The sequence below is a fragment of the Clostridium sp. FP1 genome (assembly GCF_011065975.2).
Lineage (GTDB): Bacteria > Bacillota > Clostridia > Clostridiales > Clostridiaceae > Clostridium_AD > Clostridium_AD tagluense.
In genome coordinates, this window is the sequence record NZ_JAAMNJ020000001.1 from 4,484,341 (window position 1) to 4,500,790 (window position 16,450).

Annotated in this window: 14 protein-coding genes and 1 other annotated feature; of the genes, 2 read left to right on the forward strand and 12 right to left on the reverse strand. The window is 29.9% G+C overall.

The window, feature by feature from the left end; all coding sequences use genetic code 11:
• Positions 1–82: 82 nt before the first annotated feature.
• The 9 genes from G9F70_RS21350 to G9F70_RS21390 all read right to left on the reverse strand — a co-directional run bounded on the left by G9F70_RS21350 (position 83) and on the right by G9F70_RS21390 (position 11,050).
• A complete protein-coding gene (locus G9F70_RS21350) occupies positions 83–772 on the reverse strand; it encodes a metallophosphoesterase (RefSeq protein ID WP_164944078.1) in 690 nt (229 codons plus the stop codon).
• Between the two features lie 14 nt (positions 773–786).
• The gene (locus G9F70_RS21355; protein ID WP_164944077.1) at positions 787–1,053 is read right to left on the reverse strand and encodes an EscU/YscU/HrcU family type III secretion system export apparatus switch protein; all 267 of its coding nucleotides are present in this window, start codon (positions 1,051–1,053) and stop codon (positions 787–789) included.
• 99 nt (positions 1,054–1,152) lie between these two features.
• On the reverse strand, positions 1,153–3,459 hold the full coding sequence (locus tag G9F70_RS21360; RefSeq protein WP_164944076.1) for a hypothetical protein: 2,307 nt from the start codon (positions 3,457–3,459) through the stop codon (positions 1,153–1,155).
• Positions 3,460–3,671: 212 nt separating this feature from the next.
• Entirely contained in the window at positions 3,672–4,892 is a 1,221-nt protein-coding gene (gene tyrS, locus G9F70_RS21365; RefSeq protein WP_164944075.1) for a tyrosine--tRNA ligase, read from the reverse strand.
• Positions 4,893–4,953: 61 nt separating this feature from the next.
• Positions 4,954–5,213, reverse strand: a binding site (T-box leader).
• Positions 5,214–5,568: 355 nt separating this feature from the next.
• Complete coding sequence (locus tag G9F70_RS21370; protein WP_164944074.1) at positions 5,569–5,979, reverse strand: ATP-binding protein; 411 nt, start codon at positions 5,977–5,979, stop codon at positions 5,569–5,571.
• Between the two features lie 119 nt (positions 5,980–6,098).
• Positions 6,099–7,244, reverse strand: coding sequence for a helix-turn-helix domain-containing protein (locus G9F70_RS21375; protein WP_164944073.1), 1,146 nt, complete (start codon positions 7,242–7,244; stop codon positions 6,099–6,101).
• Between the two features lie 123 nt (positions 7,245–7,367).
• On the reverse strand, positions 7,368–8,441 hold the full coding sequence (locus G9F70_RS21380) for a sensor domain-containing diguanylate cyclase (RefSeq protein WP_164944072.1): 1,074 nt from the start codon (positions 8,439–8,441) through the stop codon (positions 7,368–7,370).
• Between the two features lie 91 nt (positions 8,442–8,532).
• Positions 8,533–9,651: a Ger(x)C family spore germination protein gene (locus G9F70_RS21385; protein ID WP_164944071.1), complete on the reverse strand. Its 1,119-nt coding sequence runs from the start codon at positions 9,649–9,651 to the stop codon at positions 8,533–8,535.
• Positions 9,644–11,050: a spore germination protein gene (locus G9F70_RS21390; protein ID WP_164944070.1), complete on the reverse strand. Its 1,407-nt coding sequence runs from the start codon at positions 11,048–11,050 to the stop codon at positions 9,644–9,646. Before G9F70_RS21390 ends, G9F70_RS21385 begins: the two co-directional genes overlap by 8 nt.
• Before the next feature lie 119 nt (positions 11,051–11,169).
• On the opposite strand from G9F70_RS21390, the gene G9F70_RS21395 reads away from it, so the two are divergent.
• Entirely contained in the window at positions 11,170–12,267 is a 1,098-nt protein-coding gene (locus G9F70_RS21395) for an endospore germination permease (protein WP_164944069.1), read from the forward strand.
• Positions 12,268–12,342: 75 nt separating this feature from the next.
• Here G9F70_RS21395 and G9F70_RS21400 read toward each other — a convergent pair whose 3' ends face one another.
• Positions 12,343–12,885 (reverse strand): ECF transporter S component, encoded by a 543-nt coding sequence (locus tag G9F70_RS21400; protein WP_164944068.1) that lies wholly within the window; start codon positions 12,883–12,885, stop codon positions 12,343–12,345.
• 249 nt (positions 12,886–13,134) lie between these two features.
• On the opposite strand from G9F70_RS21400, the gene G9F70_RS21405 reads away from it, so the two are divergent.
• On the forward strand, positions 13,135–13,290 hold the full coding sequence (locus G9F70_RS21405; RefSeq protein ID WP_164944067.1) for a hypothetical protein: 156 nt from the start codon (positions 13,135–13,137) through the stop codon (positions 13,288–13,290).
• Positions 13,291–13,350: 60 nt separating this feature from the next.
• Here G9F70_RS21405 and G9F70_RS21410 read toward each other — a convergent pair whose 3' ends face one another.
• Entirely contained in the window at positions 13,351–14,946 is a 1,596-nt protein-coding gene (locus G9F70_RS21410) for a peptide chain release factor 3 (protein WP_164944066.1), read from the reverse strand.
• 414 nt (positions 14,947–15,360) lie between these two features.
• Positions 15,361–16,359, reverse strand: a complete 999-nt coding sequence (gene trpS / locus G9F70_RS21415; protein ID WP_187352962.1) for a tryptophan--tRNA ligase — start codon at positions 16,357–16,359, stop codon at positions 15,361–15,363.
• Positions 16,360–16,450: the final 91 nt, after the last annotated feature.

The following is a 16,450-nucleotide window of genomic DNA, read 5'->3' on the forward strand; positions in this document are numbered from 1 at the left end:
ACATTCCTATGATTATTAGGTTTGTTATCCACATAAATAAATCTAGTAGTCATACTTATACACAAAAACTTACCACTTTGTGCTATTCTAATATTTTTAAAGGATCAAAGTCCAAATAATCACAAGAAGTTACTATATACTCTACGCCCTCTATATTTCCCTCATATAACCTATTTAAAGATGGTCCATGTAAATGTCCGTATATTACCTTTGCCACATTATATTCTTTTAGTATACTTATAAGTTTAGTTTCTTCGAACTTATCATTAGTAGGTGGATAATGAAGCATTACAATAAATTTACTATATCCATTCTTCACTGCCTCATCTAATGATATTCGAAGCCTTATTAACTCTCTATTATATATTTTTTGGTCATGCTCTGTAAATTTTGTAGATCCCGGACAATTCCATCCCCGAGTACCGCATATAGCAAAATCTTTATAGTTAAAAAAATTATTTTGAATAAAATTCATATCTTCATAAAGAGAATTAAGCTTTGTGATGCTACTCCACCAATAGTCATGATTTCCTTTAATAAGTATTTTTTTACCTGGGAGTTTATGAATCCACTCCAAATCCTCAACACCCTCTGAAATATTCATGGACCATGAAATGTCCCCTGCAATTAACACAGTATCCTCAGCGGAAACTTTACTAAGCCAATTTTCTTTTATTTTTTCATGATGTTTTTCCCATTTATCTCCAAATATATCCATGGGTTTATCTGAATTTAAAGCTAAATGAAGATCAGATATTGCCCACAACGCCATAATATGCCTCCTTTTTAGTCTTTTTTCATTAATGAATCTATATCCATTACATAAGCAATAACCTTTGCTATTGCATCATATAATTCGAAGGGTATTTCTGATCCTATATCCACATTTAAAAGTAAATTAGCCAATTCCTCGTTTTGCACTATTGCTACCTTACTCTCTTCAGCCTTCACCAGAATTTTATCTGCAATATAACCCATTCCAGCTGCTGTTACTATAGGCACATCATATCCTTGTTCATATTTTATAGCAGCAGCTTTTTTTACTTTTTTCATTTTAACACCCCTCATTAGTGTTCGATAGTTATATTTTAAATTATATTAAATATAATACTCCAGCATATTCACTATTATTTTTCTTAATGCTCTATTGTATTATACCTTTATATTGAGGGTATTAAAACTTCTATCATCAAAAAATTCTCCGCAACTTACTAATGTAAATTCTTTAGCCTTGTTATTAACCTCAATATTAACTCTATAATTTAGATTAGATAAATCCTTTGTTAACTTTTCTTTGCCCAATTTTAAAACTTTAACCCAGAATTTATCACAATTGATATCAATATTCATATTATTATTATTAATTTTAATATATGCATCTACAGTTCCCATATTTATTGTTTTGACACTAGTAGCAATTTTAACATTCTTACTGTCGATCTTTTTTCCTTTTTTCCTATCATCTTTAATAATTAATTTAAATTGATATTCATCATCTTTAACATTTATAGGCAAATCCAAATAATAATATTGTTCCGAAATAGAATTAAACATTTTCAAATCGTTGAGTTTTTCATGGAATAAACCCATAACCTTTTCATAGGTCTCTGGCTTTAAGTTAAGCTTATTTTCAATAAGGTCTCTAACTATATTTTTAATCTCTTCAGTCTTTAATTTAATTTGTTCTTTAATAAGAAAATCTGTAGTTATCTTTTCTATGTCTTTTTCCACATTATTTATAATTCCCTTTTCAACCTCTGAAATATTCAATTCTTTTTTTATCATATTTATAATTTCATTAAGTGAATTGTTTTTTCCATATCCATTTGCTTTAGTATTGATAGCACTTTTACTACTTAGTTCCACTTCATCCGGCTTATCTTTTTGTAATATATTTGCATTCAAAGGCAATTCTTCATTTGGCACTATACTTTCTAGTTTCACACTAATAGGTTCGCTCTTTGTTATGTTTAATTTTGCCTCTAAATTTTCTATTAATTTAACATAGCTATCTGGACTTAAAAATATTTGCTCCACCTTGAAAATTTCGTCAACCATTGCTTTTATTGTACCACTATTAAACTTAATATTTTCTAGTTTTATATTTTTATCTATTCCATTTTCTATATTAAGTTCTAAATTCTTATTTAGTTCTAAAGTTTTACCTAGTTTTATATTTTCAGCTATTCCAGAACCCTTACTAAGTTCTATATTTTTATCTAGTTCTAAAGTTTTACCTGGTTTTATATTTTCATCTATTTCAAAACCCTTACTAAGTTCTATATTTTTATCTAGTTCTAAAGTTTTACCTGGTTTTATATTTTCATCTATTCCAAAACCCTTACTAAGTTCTATATTTTTATCTAGTTCTAAAGTTTTACCTGGTTTTATATTTTCATCTATTCCAAAACCCTTACTAAGTTCTATATTTTTATCTAGTTCTAAAGTTTTAATAGTAGAATTTAATACCCTATAATTAATATCTAAATTCTTTAACTCTTTATTTATTAAATTAACTATTCCTTTTAGGTTGTTATTAGGTCTAACATTATCTGAATTCTGAATTTTATCCACTATTTTTCCATTATCATTTGGTAGCTGTACCGTCTTTGTTTCGTTACTACTTTTAAATTCCAAATTTGTAGACGCTTTGATACTTTCATCTAAATCCATAAAGCTATCTAGGCTCACACTTACTTCCAAACCCTGTACATTCTTTAATGTATTTTTATTTGTATCACTATTTAAAAAGTAGTTGCTAATATCTTTTAAATTGTTGTATACAGTTGATTCTCCTTTAAATAGTTTTATAAAGCTATCCAAATTTCCTTTAGTAATTTCTATATTATTTTCTTTAAATAATAATATCTCATCAATATCTAAATTCTTTAATGCCTCAAAAAAGTTTTTTAAAATTTTTGTTGTTTCATTTCCCTTTTCACTACTGGGGTCAATATTTCTACTTTCAAGGTACCTAGCAATAAAAATTTCTTCTTTATTAGAATTTAAGGATATCTTTTCTTTAAAATCAACTAAATTTTTTATATCAATTATATTATCTTTAGTTAACGACATATCATGTTTTATCATTTTAGAAAAAAGCACTGCATCCAATTTATCAGTGCCCGTGGTATCCCCCTTACTGAAGGCTTCCAAGCCTTCAGTATCAATACTTTTACCTTCTTTATCTTCATATACTAATTTTATTTTAAGCTTATCATTTTCAAAACCTTCTACTTCAAATTTAAGCACTTTACCTTCTGGAGCCTGTTCCAGTGGCTTATCAAGCTTTGCAGAAAATTGCCATCCATCTAGTAATTTTAAACTAACTTCTCCCTTTTCCTGATCTGTACCTACTATTCTTGCATTAAAGGTTTCCCCAGCTTCAAAAGATATCTTACTAAAAGCCTTTTTAGCTTGTGGATTCTGTTGTATTGCAATATTGCTAATTATAGACATAAGCCACCCCCCCTTTTTTTTGGAATAATAACATTTTTAAAAGTTATTAACATTTAATTATCGTATGAAACACTTTTTTTTAAAGGGGGAAGTCAATAATTATCTATTTTTAACTGAAAGTATTAAATAATTGTTAACAATACCCATAAAATAAATGTTACTAAAAAAACAAAGCTAAAATATTAGCTTCAGCTTTGTTTTTTTAAACTTTATTATTCTATAATTAAGGAATAGTATTTTTTCTTTCCTTTTTTTATAAGTACACTAGCATCCTTAAAATCTGAGTCTAAAAGTGTTTCATTTTTATCTTCAATTTTTCTGCCATTAACAGTTAACCCGCCCTGTTCAATAAGCCTTCTAGCTTCTGCTTTTGATGGTACTACTTTAGTGTACACTAATATATCCATGAGTCCCACACTCTTCATATCTAAGGGTATAGATACTTTAGGCACGGTACTCATGTTAGCTCCACCACCAAACAATGCTTCTGCTGCGGTCTGAGCCTTGATAGCTTCTTCTTCTCCATGAATAAGTTTTGTAACCTCAAAAGCTAAAACTTTTTTAGCTTCATTAATCTTTTCATCTTTTAAAGCACTTAATTGTCTAACTTCCTCCATTGGTACAAATGTAAGTAAGGATAAGCATTGCTTCACATCTGAGTCTGCTACATTTCTCCAGTATTGATAAAAATCATAAGGTGACGTTTTATCTGCATCAAGCCATAGTGCACCATTTTCTGTTTTTCCCATCTTTTTGCCTTCACTGTTAGTAAGCAATGCACATGTCATTCCATATGAAGATTTACTTTCTTTTCTTCTTATTAGTTCCATACCAGCAATTATGTTAGACCATTGATCATCTCCACCTAATTGCATAGTGCATCCATATTTTTGATTTAAGACTAAAAAGTCATATCCCTGCATAAGCATATAATTAAACTCAAGGAAAGATAGTCCTTTTTCTAATCTCTGTTTAAAGCATTCAGCAGTTAACATCCTGTTTACTGAAAAATGTACTCCTATATCTCTTATAAATTCTACATAGTTTAAGTTTAGTAGCCAATCTGCATTGTTTTCCAGTATTGCTTTACCATCACTAAAGTCTATAAGTTTTGAAAGCTGCGATTTTATGCATGATATATTATAATCAATTTCTTCTTTTGTAAGCATTTTTCTCATATCTGTTTTTCCTGACGGATCACCTATCATTGCAGTCCCACCGCCAACTAAGGCTATAGGCCTATGGCCTGCCCTTTGCATATGTGCCATAAACATCATAGCAATAAAATGGCCAATATGTAGACTATCTGCCGTAGGGTCAAAACCTATATAAAATGTTACCTTTCCCGTATCTAGTATTTTCCTTATTTCCTCCTCATGAGTAAGTTGTTTGATGTATCCTCGCTCGTATAGTGTATCATATACATTTGACATAAATTATTCCTCCTTATTTTTAATGCTCTATTATTTTTGGGAAATAAAAAAACGCCCCTATGAAAGGGACGAAATAATTCCGTGGTACCACCCAAATTGATTTAACAATCCGCTCATGCCTTATAACGTAAGGTAAGTCCGTCTCAGCTTACTTTAAACATCATCTTCACAGCTGCTTATCATCTTCGAAGCTGCTCATTAACGACTTTATTTCAGCTTAAAGCTCCAGAATGTATTTCACTATATTCATTAACTAGTTCACACCTACCACTAGCTCTCTTAATAATTCCTACAGTTACTTTTTTCCTTCATAGCCTTTTAAATATAAACTTTTATTCTGTTAATTGTATAGGTATATTTAAAGTATATCAAGCTTACTAATTGGTTATTTTCTCTACCTACATCTATTTACTTGCTATATACGCTGATTTTCAACCATTTGCTCTATTTACAATAAATGCAGGGTTTTTAGTCCTGCATTACACTAAAAATCAATTCAATCATCTCCTGCGGAGCTGTAATTAACGACTTCAGAAGGAGATTTACCCCCTTGTAGACCTCTGGAGCAGATAACAATTCTCAATTGTTATCCCCCCACTGAAGTTTTATTTTTGTTGTAGTATGTGACCCCCACTTATAGAAGTGGGAGACTTCCTTCTGAAATGTCGTTGAATGCTTACGCGATATAACCCTTTAAAAATTCTGGTGGGGTTTTATATTCACAACTAACATTTACATAAAAATCTACATTATACCTTTTAGCTAAAGAATCCATTTTAGAAAACAATTGTGCCGTATGCTCAAGTTTATCATCAACAATATTAAATACGCCATCAACAAAAATGGTATCAATATCGTAATCTTTTGAGAGCATACCGCACAAAAAACCATAAAAATCATTATTATTTTTTAAATTAAACTCATTTGTAGCTACAAATCTCATTTTGCTGTTTAATTGCAAAACAGCTTTAGTATCATCATCAATATACACTATGTTCCCCTTAACCTCATGAACCTTTTCATTGGCAAGTTTAATCAAAGCTTTAGTTTTACCTGAACCTTTTCTACCGCAAAATACATGAATCATGTTAACCGCCTCCTATTTTATCTAACATAACCAGATAATTATTAAACAGGTCTACACTGTACGCAATATAGTTACACTCATTATATATTATTCAGAATATTTTTGCAATATTATACTTATTAAATAAAATTTTTAATTCCTGGAAAAATTACCTTGAAACTATTATCATCTTTTGAATCCACAAATATTACTTTACCATATTTTACAAAAGCTTTCTTAATTCTTGCAAATCCTTTTCCAGATTTTATGAATCTTTTTCTATCATCTAAGGCTATTAACTTATCGTATATCCACATATTTCTTTTTGAATAATTATGAGCATTAATTTTATTTGAAAATAATAAATTACCAGGACTAATTACGCTAACGCTGTTATAATTTATTGCTATTTCTATTTCCTTATAGAACATAGTATAGTCCCTAAAAAGTATTGCATTTTTTACAGCTTCATGTACGGAAGCTATAGGATACTTTAAAGGGAATATATTTTTGAACAGTTCTTCTACCCTATCTAGCATATATAATAGACTTCCCTGCACAATTATAACCTCATCAACCTTATTATTTACCTTGTTTACTATCTTAATCATATTATGAGGTAGATAAATACTATTAACTCCTGAAAACACCAATAAGCCACCTAGTGTAACAACTCTCTTGTTATAATCCCTTTCAATAAAGGTTATTCCTGTATTATCCATAAACTCTAATCTATTGTCATCAGTTACTACAATTCCCTTATTTAAAAAGTATTTATTGATTATATTAAAATCCAAACTATTGATATCACTATTTATAATAGGCATAGTTTCAATATTTAAACTTAGATTTTCTTGTAAACAAGAGATTAATTCGTCCTTTCTCATGGTATCTGTTGTAGAACCACGCCTAATGTAAAAGGCACCATTTTCTCTTAATTGATAAGGCTTCTGACCACCATCATATATAGTTATAATTGCCAAATTTTTAGTTTGATATATCACAAAATCTATGGAAATTGGAATAGGTGGTTCACATCTTGAACTAATAATTTGTTGAAACTGCTCTTCTTTAAAGTCGTCTAGATTAATACCTATAACTCTTTTGGTCTTATCTTCAACCCCAACAACAATATATCCTCTTCCTCCACGAGAATTTGCTATAGCACATATATCTTTAGCTAATTCTTTTTTACCGCTTTCTATTAATATATCCATTTTCAACTTAAAATCTAATTTTGTACCTTCATCCCTTTTTAACAATATGCTGATTTTTTTTGTATCCATATATTTCACTCCAACCGTGCTATAATAATATACTATGTTTATTGATACGCAATGTTTCTAAGATAATTTTTCTAATGATACTCTGGCATATTCAACAAAAGACGATGGAATACCATCGCCCTTTTATTCGCTTACAACTCTATTTTTACCACTTGCTTTAGCTTTATAAAGCATTATATCTGCTATTTCTAATACTTTATCCACACTTTTATTTCCCTTGTAATAGCTAATTCCAAAACTAGCTGTAATGGGATTTTTTAGATTCTTACTCTCACTTATGGTATTAGTTATTTTTTTTCTGATATTGTCAATTCTATTATAAACTATGTTATAATTTCGAACTTCATGGATATATATAACAATTTCTTCCCCACCATATCTAGCCACTATATCTTCCTCATGCAAATTTTCACTTATAGTATTGGTAATACTTAGTAAAATTTCGTCACCAGCTTGATGGCCATACAAATCATTCACTTTTTTAAAATCATCAATATCCATCATAACTATTGCAAATTCAGTAGATATATCAGTAAAAAGTTTATTTTCTATAGTGTCAAAAAAGTATTTTCTATTGTATATTCCAAGTAACGGATCTCTTATTGAACTTTCTTTAACCTTAGCATACAATAAACTATTTTCAATGGTTATAGCAATTTGAATAGCAATAGAAGATATAAAACTTACATACTCTTGACTAAAAAAATTCCATAGTGTATGTTCGACTATTATGTAACCCGTAAATTTATCTCTTAAATTAATTGGTATACCTATTATTGAATGTATTTTATCTTTTATTAAATCCTCTCCCACAGTGCCCTTAGAATTAATAATAAATAACTTTCCTTCATTTAATTGTACAAAATGGTCTTTAAACTTTAAATTCAAATCCACCTCATCACTATTTGTTGCCTTAACTACCAATTTATCAAATTCAGACAAATATATTGATGAATATGTTACACCTGAAATACCTATAATCATGTCATTTATCATAGATATTAAGTTAGGATCGCTAATATTAGAATTAATATACTTGCTAATTTCAACAATATTAGTTATATTGTCCAACCTTTTCTCTAACTTAGTATTTTTTTCACTTATAGTTTGTATAGTACTTTCAGCGAAATTTTGATAAGTTTCAAACTCTTCCCTTAGTCTTTCAAATTTTTCTACCAATTCTAATTCTTTTTCCATTCAATTTAACATTCCTTTTAACTAAATGTATTATAAATCCATTATCCTATGATTAGTATACAACTAAATTGCAGAACTTCCTATGATTTTTTTATTGGAAGTTATTAGCATCCCCTGTATTCATTATTTCTACTTCTGCTTCTACTTTTAACTCAGTTTTCTTAATAATATCTTCGATTCTTATCTTTGGGTATTTCCTGTAAAATTCTTCGCTTATATCAAAGATATCTATACCCATCTCCTTGTATTTTTCAAATACATTATTGCAGGCTTTCACAATATTCTCTTCTGATTTATTTTTGATTTTACTTATGTTCTCTTTTGTAAGTAAAATACTTTTCTGGGCCTCTCCAAAATCCACCTTAACTTTAATTTTCTTTTTTAAATGAATAACATTGTCATAATAGCTAATTTCTGTCTTAGTTTTATTTTTTAAAATTTCTAAAGTTACAAATTTATTAATATCACAGGGATTAGTTATTTCCAAAGTCCCACCTGAAATGCTATTCATTAAAAAGTTAAAGCCTTGACCCTCTTCTCTTGATAATATGTTAATCATTTTATCATCTTTAATCACTGCTCCACCATTTACTTCTAATTTGGGTTCTAAGCTATCTTTTTTGATATCTATTATAGTTACTACACTAGTTCTATCTCCCATATTTCTTTGATTGTAAAACTGGTTTAAACTTAGTTGTACAGCTCTTGAATACGCTCCAATATTATCTATAAGTTGCACTACAAATAATCCAATGTATTTCTCTTCAATCATATTTATCTTTATAAGCTTTTCTGGATCTCCTAGATATACTGCAATATAGGGTCTTATAAGCAATTCTTGATCACGGTCCAAAAAATCTATAAAATTATCAATACCCAATTCTGCAGCCTTTTGAGTAAATATTATGGCCTTGTTCTGCGTATAATTAAATTTATAACTAGAAGTGGAATTCATATTTCTAACAGCTTCAAAAATTGTTTTTCCTGTTCCTTTATATAAGATTCTTTCATCCATTCCTTGAGGCGATACCCCTCTTATTCCCTTAAATGCTTCAGCATATAATATAGGATTACCCATATTATCTACATCTATTATTATAGCAGTGATAAATAAAACTTTATTAATATCCCTGTAGCTGAAACACGATGTCATGCTAAAACAGTTCATTATTATCAAGGCTATGAGTAATATTTTTTTATACTTATTCATTATAATCATCCTTATCAAAAATACTATTGGATATCTTGCTAAGATCTTTTCTGTAAAATAAATCTTTGAAGTTAAAATTTTCTAGTGTACCTAAAGGAAATAAATATGGATATCCACAGCTTTCAAGGCCTGCCATATGTGAGATAAAAATAAATAAACTAATGTAAAACCCTGGAAGCCCAAGTACTGAGGAAAATAAAATAATAACTATATTCCATATGGTTAGAGCACCATAAAGCTTAGGAACTAAAAAAGAAGATATAGAGGAAATTGCCACAATTACTACCGTACTTTGGGATGCCAGGCCTACTCCCACTGCAGCATCACCTAAAATCAAAGCACCAACAATGCTCATTGACTGACCTATAGATTGTGGTAATCTTATACCTGCCTCTCTAAGTAATTGAAAGAAAAAAGTCATTACTAATAACTCTATAACCGTAGGGAGAGGTACACCGGCTCTAGAAATTGTGAACTTCACAGCAAATACCGTAGGAATAAGTGAAAAGTGGAAACAAGCAATAGCCACATATAACCCAGACAATAAGCTAGCTGCGAAGAAACTAAACACCCTGGTAAGTCTCGATAAATTGGCAAAATACTTATTAGAATAATAATCATCTGCCGCTTGAAAATTATCCACAAAAAAATATGGTGCAGTAATTACGAAAGGAGTTCCATCTACAATTATTGCTATTTTCCCTTCTAAAAGCTTTGATGCTACCACATCTGGTTTTTCCGTAGTTCCTATTGTGTCAAAAGCTGTGTGCTTGTTTTTTAATTGTTCCTCGATATAATTTGTATCTAATATAAACTCTAGCTTTATGTTAGATACTTTTTTTCTTATATAATCCACAAGTTTCCTCGGAGCCACCCCTTCTATGTAGCATATGACAACTACTGTGTTAGATTTAGCACCTAATATTATGGGTTCAAATTTCAAAGCAGGATTTTTTATTTTTCGTCGTATCAACGATACATTATCTACAAAAGCCTCCGTAAATCCTTCTCTTGGTCCTTTAATAACATTTTCTGTAACGGGAATTCCAACACTCCGCCTCACATAACCCTTGGCCTCACAATAAATTGCACTATTTGCGAAAGAAAATATAAGCACCAAATCTCCAGATAAAATATGTGATATAGCATCATCATTACTGTTAATATCTCCAATGCTACTCGCTGATAATACTTCTTTTTTTATATACTCTAAATCTACATTTGAAATGTTTTTTTGTATTAGCGGCTCAAATATATATTCACTAATAAATTTAGAATCACATAAATCATCAATAAATATGCCGATTATTATTCCCAGTGCGCATTCTATCTCTCGGTATTTCACATCATAGCTATTTTTCAATTTTCCCTTAATATAATCCATATTTAGTTTTTCCATTTTAATCACCCTTTTTATTATTTGTAATATTTAAGATTATTATTCTCAAATTGGGAAATACTACTGATGTATTACAAGTTTTATTTCCAAAGGATATAAAATTGAAACAAGGAGGTAGAATGGATAAGCTAAATACAAAACATTTAATATTCATTATTTGGGGAACTTCCATTGTAGCAATGAAAACTTACCCCAATATATTCATTATAAATGGAGGTAGAAATTCCTGGATTTCCGTTATTGTTGCCTCTATTCTTTTACTTTTATATTTTATTTATATACTTTTTGTTTGTAAAAAAAGTAATTGCTATAATATGAATGAAATATACCATAGGGCTTTAGGTAAACCTATGGGTGACATTTTTTTGATACTATTTATCATAGCCTTAATTGTTACCTTGATAGAAAGTTCCTCAGTGGAGGCAAATGCCTTGCACCTAAATATGCTTTCAGATACTCCACCTTGGTTTCTTCTTTTGTTTATATTAATACCAGCCATTTATATTACAAAAAAGGGTACTAGGTCAATAATTATAATTACTATTATTGGTATATGTCTTATTATGGTTGCAGGTATAAACCTAGCAATTCTTACAGCTAAATATAAAAAGCTTAGTTACCTACTTCCTATAATGGCGGATGGTATCACCCCCTCTTTTATTTTATCTATAATAAAAGCACTTGGATGCTATGGAGGTATAGGTATTTGCATTCCATTTTTATCCAAAGTAACAAGTAAGTCAAAAATCTCAAAGCACTGCATTATTGCAATATTAATTGTAATACAAATGGAGATTGTTGCAAACATTGGTCTTTTAAGTACTTTCGGCATAGCTAGAGTCCTTAGCCTTAACTATCCCAAGCTCATACAAACTCAGTTAGTTAGTTACTTCAGTTTTTTAGAGGGTGGGGAATTTTTTGTAATGCTTCAAATGGTGGGGGGATGGTTTATAAAATATATGTTAACGCTGAATGCTATACTAATTCTATTAAAACAACTTTCTTTCTTTAATAAATACACTATATACATTATTACTTTATTTGTATTCACAATTTCCTATTTTGTTTCAGCTAAAGTATTGTTTCTATATAAGTTTTTAAATGTTTTTGCCTATTTCTCTGTAGTATGCTTCATATTAATACCAACAATAATTTTCACTATATTTTATATTAAAAATAGAAAAACCAAGAAAAATAACTATACAGGTATAATATAAAAATAGAGCTCTTATTTATCAACACTAATTTTAAAAAGTATTGATAATAATAGCTCTATTTTTATGTTTATTATCTTATCTATTAATTTTTGTTTTTAAAGCTGTTATTAAAGGCAGTGCTAGAGCCATACCGCCTACTACTTGAAGAATGTTAGTAGGTATATCCTTTAAAGCAATAATTAATGCCTTTTGAAGAGTAAATTCTTTAGAAATAAATGTTAGTATAATTGCTCCACCTAAATAATATGCCATAATCATCCAAATACCCGCGATAGCGAAAGCAAAAACATTATTTGAAAATTTATTTCCATCATAATTTTTTCTATAAGCAATTGTTCCAGCAATATAACCCATACCGCCTTTAATAACAAGAGTAAATGGTGCCCACATAGTATATCCAGTCATTAAATCAAATAAACACATACCAATAGCAGATGATATAGCCGCTTTTTTTCTTCCAAATAATATAGCTGATAAAAAAATCATGCTATCTCCTAAATGGAGTACTCCCATAGAACTGGGAAAGTGTATAACGCTCGTAGCTATAAATGTAATCGCTGCCATTAGACTGATTTGTACTATGTCAATAGTTTTAATTGCTGATACTCTATTTTCCATATTTATCCCCCAATAATTTAATTTTTAATGCAATTTAGCCTTAAAATATCTTCCTAAGCAATCTTTTAATATTATTATATACAAAAATAATCATTTTTTCAAATGTATGCATACACTTTTAACCATGCTTCCATATATTTTTTTGCATATACATTGCTAAAGTAATACATACTATATCTAGTATTCATATACATAATTCACTAGAGTGGATGAATCCACTCTAGTAGATTTATAAATGGAGGTACGCATATGCCTTTTCTACGTTGGTTAGGTGGCTTCGTAGTATTATTTGTTTTAATGGGAGTACTTTTCAGCATAGGTGGTAATTTAATTAATATCCTACTAATATTTGCTACAATTATTTTTATAGTTGATGCTATATCTAGCAGAAGAAGAAGCACGTAAAAAAATAAAAGAAAAAATCTCTTGAAATTATTTCAAGAGATTTTTTCTTTTATTTTTAAGTTAATCATCGTTTTTGCTAACGTCTGATAAAATCAAACCTTTATTATGCTCTATTGCCCAACTAATGGACCAATCACTTTGAAACAGTAACAGGTCTCTGTCCTTAAGGTCTTTAACTATTCTCGTATCACTAGTCAAGTTAAGCTCTTCTTTGTCTATATTACTATTTTCAATCCATCTTATATATTTAAATGCTAATCTATCCATCTTAATATCTGCATTATATTCATTTTTAAGTCTGAATTCTAATACTTCAAACTGAAGCACTCCTACAACCCCAACTATAATTTGTTCAATCCCTATATGAAGTTCCTTAAATACTTGGATTGCCCCTTCTTCAGCTATTTGTGTTATACCCTTTATAAATTGCTTTCTCTTCATTGTATCAACAGTTCTCACACTTGCAAAATGTTCTGGGGCAAAAGTTGGTATTCCTTCAAACTTAAATTTATTTGATGAAGCACATATTGTATCTCCTATGCTAAATATACCTGGATCAAAAACTCCAATAATATCTCCTGCATAAGCCGCCTCAACTATTTCTCTCTCTTGCGCTAAAAATTGTTGAGGTTGCGCTAATTTTATTTTATTACCACCTTGCACATGATAAACTTCCATACCTTTTTCAAACTGTCCGGAACAAATTCTCATAAAAGCCATTCTATCTCTGTGAGCTTTATTCATATTAGCTTGAATTTTAAATACAAAAGCAGAAAAATCTTTGCTGAAAACGTCTATTTTACCTATGCTTGAATTTCTTGGTAATGGGGATGAAGTTAATCGTAAAAAGTTATCTAAAAAGGGTTCAACTCCAAAATTGGTTGAGGCACTTCCAAAAAATACTGGCGTAAGCTCTCCAGTAGCCACTTTTGCTAAATCAAAATCATCACCCGCTACATCTAAAAGCTCCATATCCTCCATAAGCTTTTCATATAGCACATCTCCAATAAGTTCAATTGCCTTTTCATCATTAACACTAATTTTCGTCTCTTTAGCTGCTATTTGTCCATGCTTTCCATCATCAAAAACAATGATTTCCTTTGTTCGTCTATCGTAAACACCTTTAAAATCTACCCCACAACCTATAGGCCAATTCATTGGGTAAGATTTAATCCCAAATTCATTTTCTATCTCATCCATAAGTTCGAATATATCTCTAGTTTCTCTATCCATCTTGTTAACAAATGTAAAAATGGGTATCTCTCTAATACTACATACATGGAATAGCTTTCTTGTTTGATCCTCTACTCCTTTTGCACCATCAATAATCATTACTGCACTATCTGCAGCCATAAGGGTTCTATAAGTATCTTCACTAAAGTCTTGGTGACCTGGTGTATCAAGTATGTTTATACAAAAATCATTATAATTAAATTGCATAACTGAAGATGTAACAGAAATACCTCTTTGTTTTTCTATTTCCATCCAGTCAGAAACCGCATGTTTAGAGGCTTTTCTAGCTTTAACTGAACCTGCAAGCCTTATTGCTCCTCCATATAATAATAACTTTTCTGTAAGTGTAGTTTTACCAGCATCCGGGTGGGAAATTATAGCAAATGTTCTTCTCTTTTGAATCTCTTTTATGTAATCCAGCAAGGTTATCGCACTCCTTTTTTAAATATTTTAATATGTACTATAAATATATATTCCTACAATCACTCTCTGTACTTCTAGTGATTCTAAAATTTTCATTTTTAAATTCTCTACCTATTGATTTTATCTTTTATGAACATTTCTGTCAACTAAGCTTGTACTCTATAAATAAAAAAACCACAGCCTGTAAGTTTAAAATGATACTACAGACTATAGTTTTATAAAATTTTTATTTTTATCTTCTTTTGCGAATATAAAATCCTCGTAAGCTTGCACAGGAAGTGCAAGCTAGCGAACCTGAGGCAGGATGCCGAATGTGAGCGTTAGAGAATTTTATATGAGCAAAAGATTAGAATTTCTTAATGGAATTTCCAGCCCCGAGCTCGTTTGCAAGGCACGCAGGAGAAATTTTATACTTTATCTGGGTATAAATCCTATTTTCTTTTGCATTTTTCTTAATGTCTTATTGGCAACGTAGTTAGCTTTCTCAGAACCTTTTTTATAAATCCCCTCTAAATAAGCTTTGTTACCCGTATATTCCTTAATCTTTACCTGTATTGGCTCAAGTTCACCAACTATTGCTTCTGCTACATCATTCTTAAATTGAGCATAACCTAAGCCTTCATATTTTCCTTCAATTTCTTCTATAGACATACCAGTTATAGTCATTAATATAGTCATTAAATTCTTAACACCTAATTGCTCCTCATTAAACTTAACTATCCCTAAGCTATCTGTAACTGCCCTATTTACTTTCTTTCTTATAACTTCTGGTGGATCCATTATTAAAATATATCCATTAATATTTTCCTCTGATTTAGACATTTTTTTTGTTGGATCTTGCATATCCATTATCTTAGCCCCTGATTTGGGTACATATGCTTCTGGGATTACAAAGGTGTCGCTATATATCCTATTGAATCTTTCCCCTATATCCCTTGCAATTTCAAGATGTTGAAGTTGATCCTTTCCTACAGGAACTAAATCAGTTTGATATAATAAAATGTCTGCTGCCATTAGAACTGGATAGTTAAATAAACCTGCTGATATACTTTCTCCACTATTTTTAGATTTATCTTTATATTGAGTCATTCTACTTAATTCCCCCATGTAAGTGGAACAAGTTAACATCCAACCAGCTTCACTATGAGCTGGGACATGCGACTGAATAAATATGGTATTTTTCTCAGGATCAATGCCCGATGCTAAATAAATAGCTAATAGTTCTAAGGATCTCCTTCTCAAATCCTTTGGTTCTTGTTTTACTGTAATTGCATGCAAATCCATCACACAAAAATAGCATTCATATTCTTCTTGTAATTTAACCCAGTTTTTTATAGCTCCTAAGTAATTACCTAAAGTTAAGTCGCCTGAAGGTTTAATTCCACTAAATATTACTTTTTTATTACCTTCCAAAAATATCATCTCCTATAATAAAATAAATGAATGAAAATAATATATGATTTTTTCAACTTTCCAAAAGTGCTAAAGGTAGGAAATTCACAAT

Excerpts from the sequence above, each read along its gene's own strand:
- G9F70_RS21350 (WP_164944078.1), bottom strand. The coding sequence starts at position 772 with ATGGCGTTGTGGGCAATATCTGATCTTCATTTAGCTTTAAATTCAGAT.
- G9F70_RS21355 (WP_164944077.1), bottom strand. The coding sequence starts at position 1,053 with ATGAAAAAAGTAAAAAAAGCTGCTGCTATAAAATATGAACAAGGATAT.
- G9F70_RS21360 (WP_164944076.1), bottom strand. The coding sequence starts at position 3,459 with ATGTCTATAATTAGCAATATTGCAATACAACAGAATCCACAAGCTAAA.
- tyrS (WP_164944075.1), bottom strand. The coding sequence starts at position 4,892 with ATGTCAAATGTATATGATACACTATACGAGCGAGGATACATCAAACAA.
- G9F70_RS21370 (WP_164944074.1), bottom strand. The coding sequence starts at position 5,979 with ATGATTCATGTATTTTGCGGTAGAAAAGGTTCAGGTAAAACTAAAGCT.
- G9F70_RS21375 (WP_164944073.1), bottom strand. The coding sequence starts at position 7,244 with ATGGATACAAAAAAAATCAGCATATTGTTAAAAAGGGATGAAGGTACA.
- G9F70_RS21380 (WP_164944072.1), bottom strand. The coding sequence starts at position 8,441 with ATGGAAAAAGAATTAGAATTGGTAGAAAAATTTGAAAGACTAAGGGAA.
- G9F70_RS21385 (WP_164944071.1), bottom strand. The coding sequence starts at position 9,651 with ATGAATAAGTATAAAAAAATATTACTCATAGCCTTGATAATAATGAAC.
- G9F70_RS21390 (WP_164944070.1), bottom strand. The coding sequence starts at position 11,050 with ATGGAAAAACTAAATATGGATTATATTAAGGGAAAATTGAAAAATAGC.
- G9F70_RS21395 (WP_164944069.1), top strand. The coding sequence starts at position 11,170 with ATGGATAAGCTAAATACAAAACATTTAATATTCATTATTTGGGGAACT.
- G9F70_RS21400 (WP_164944068.1), bottom strand. The coding sequence starts at position 12,885 with ATGGAAAATAGAGTATCAGCAATTAAAACTATTGACATAGTACAAATC.
- G9F70_RS21405 (WP_164944067.1), top strand. The coding sequence starts at position 13,135 with ATGCCTTTTCTACGTTGGTTAGGTGGCTTCGTAGTATTATTTGTTTTA.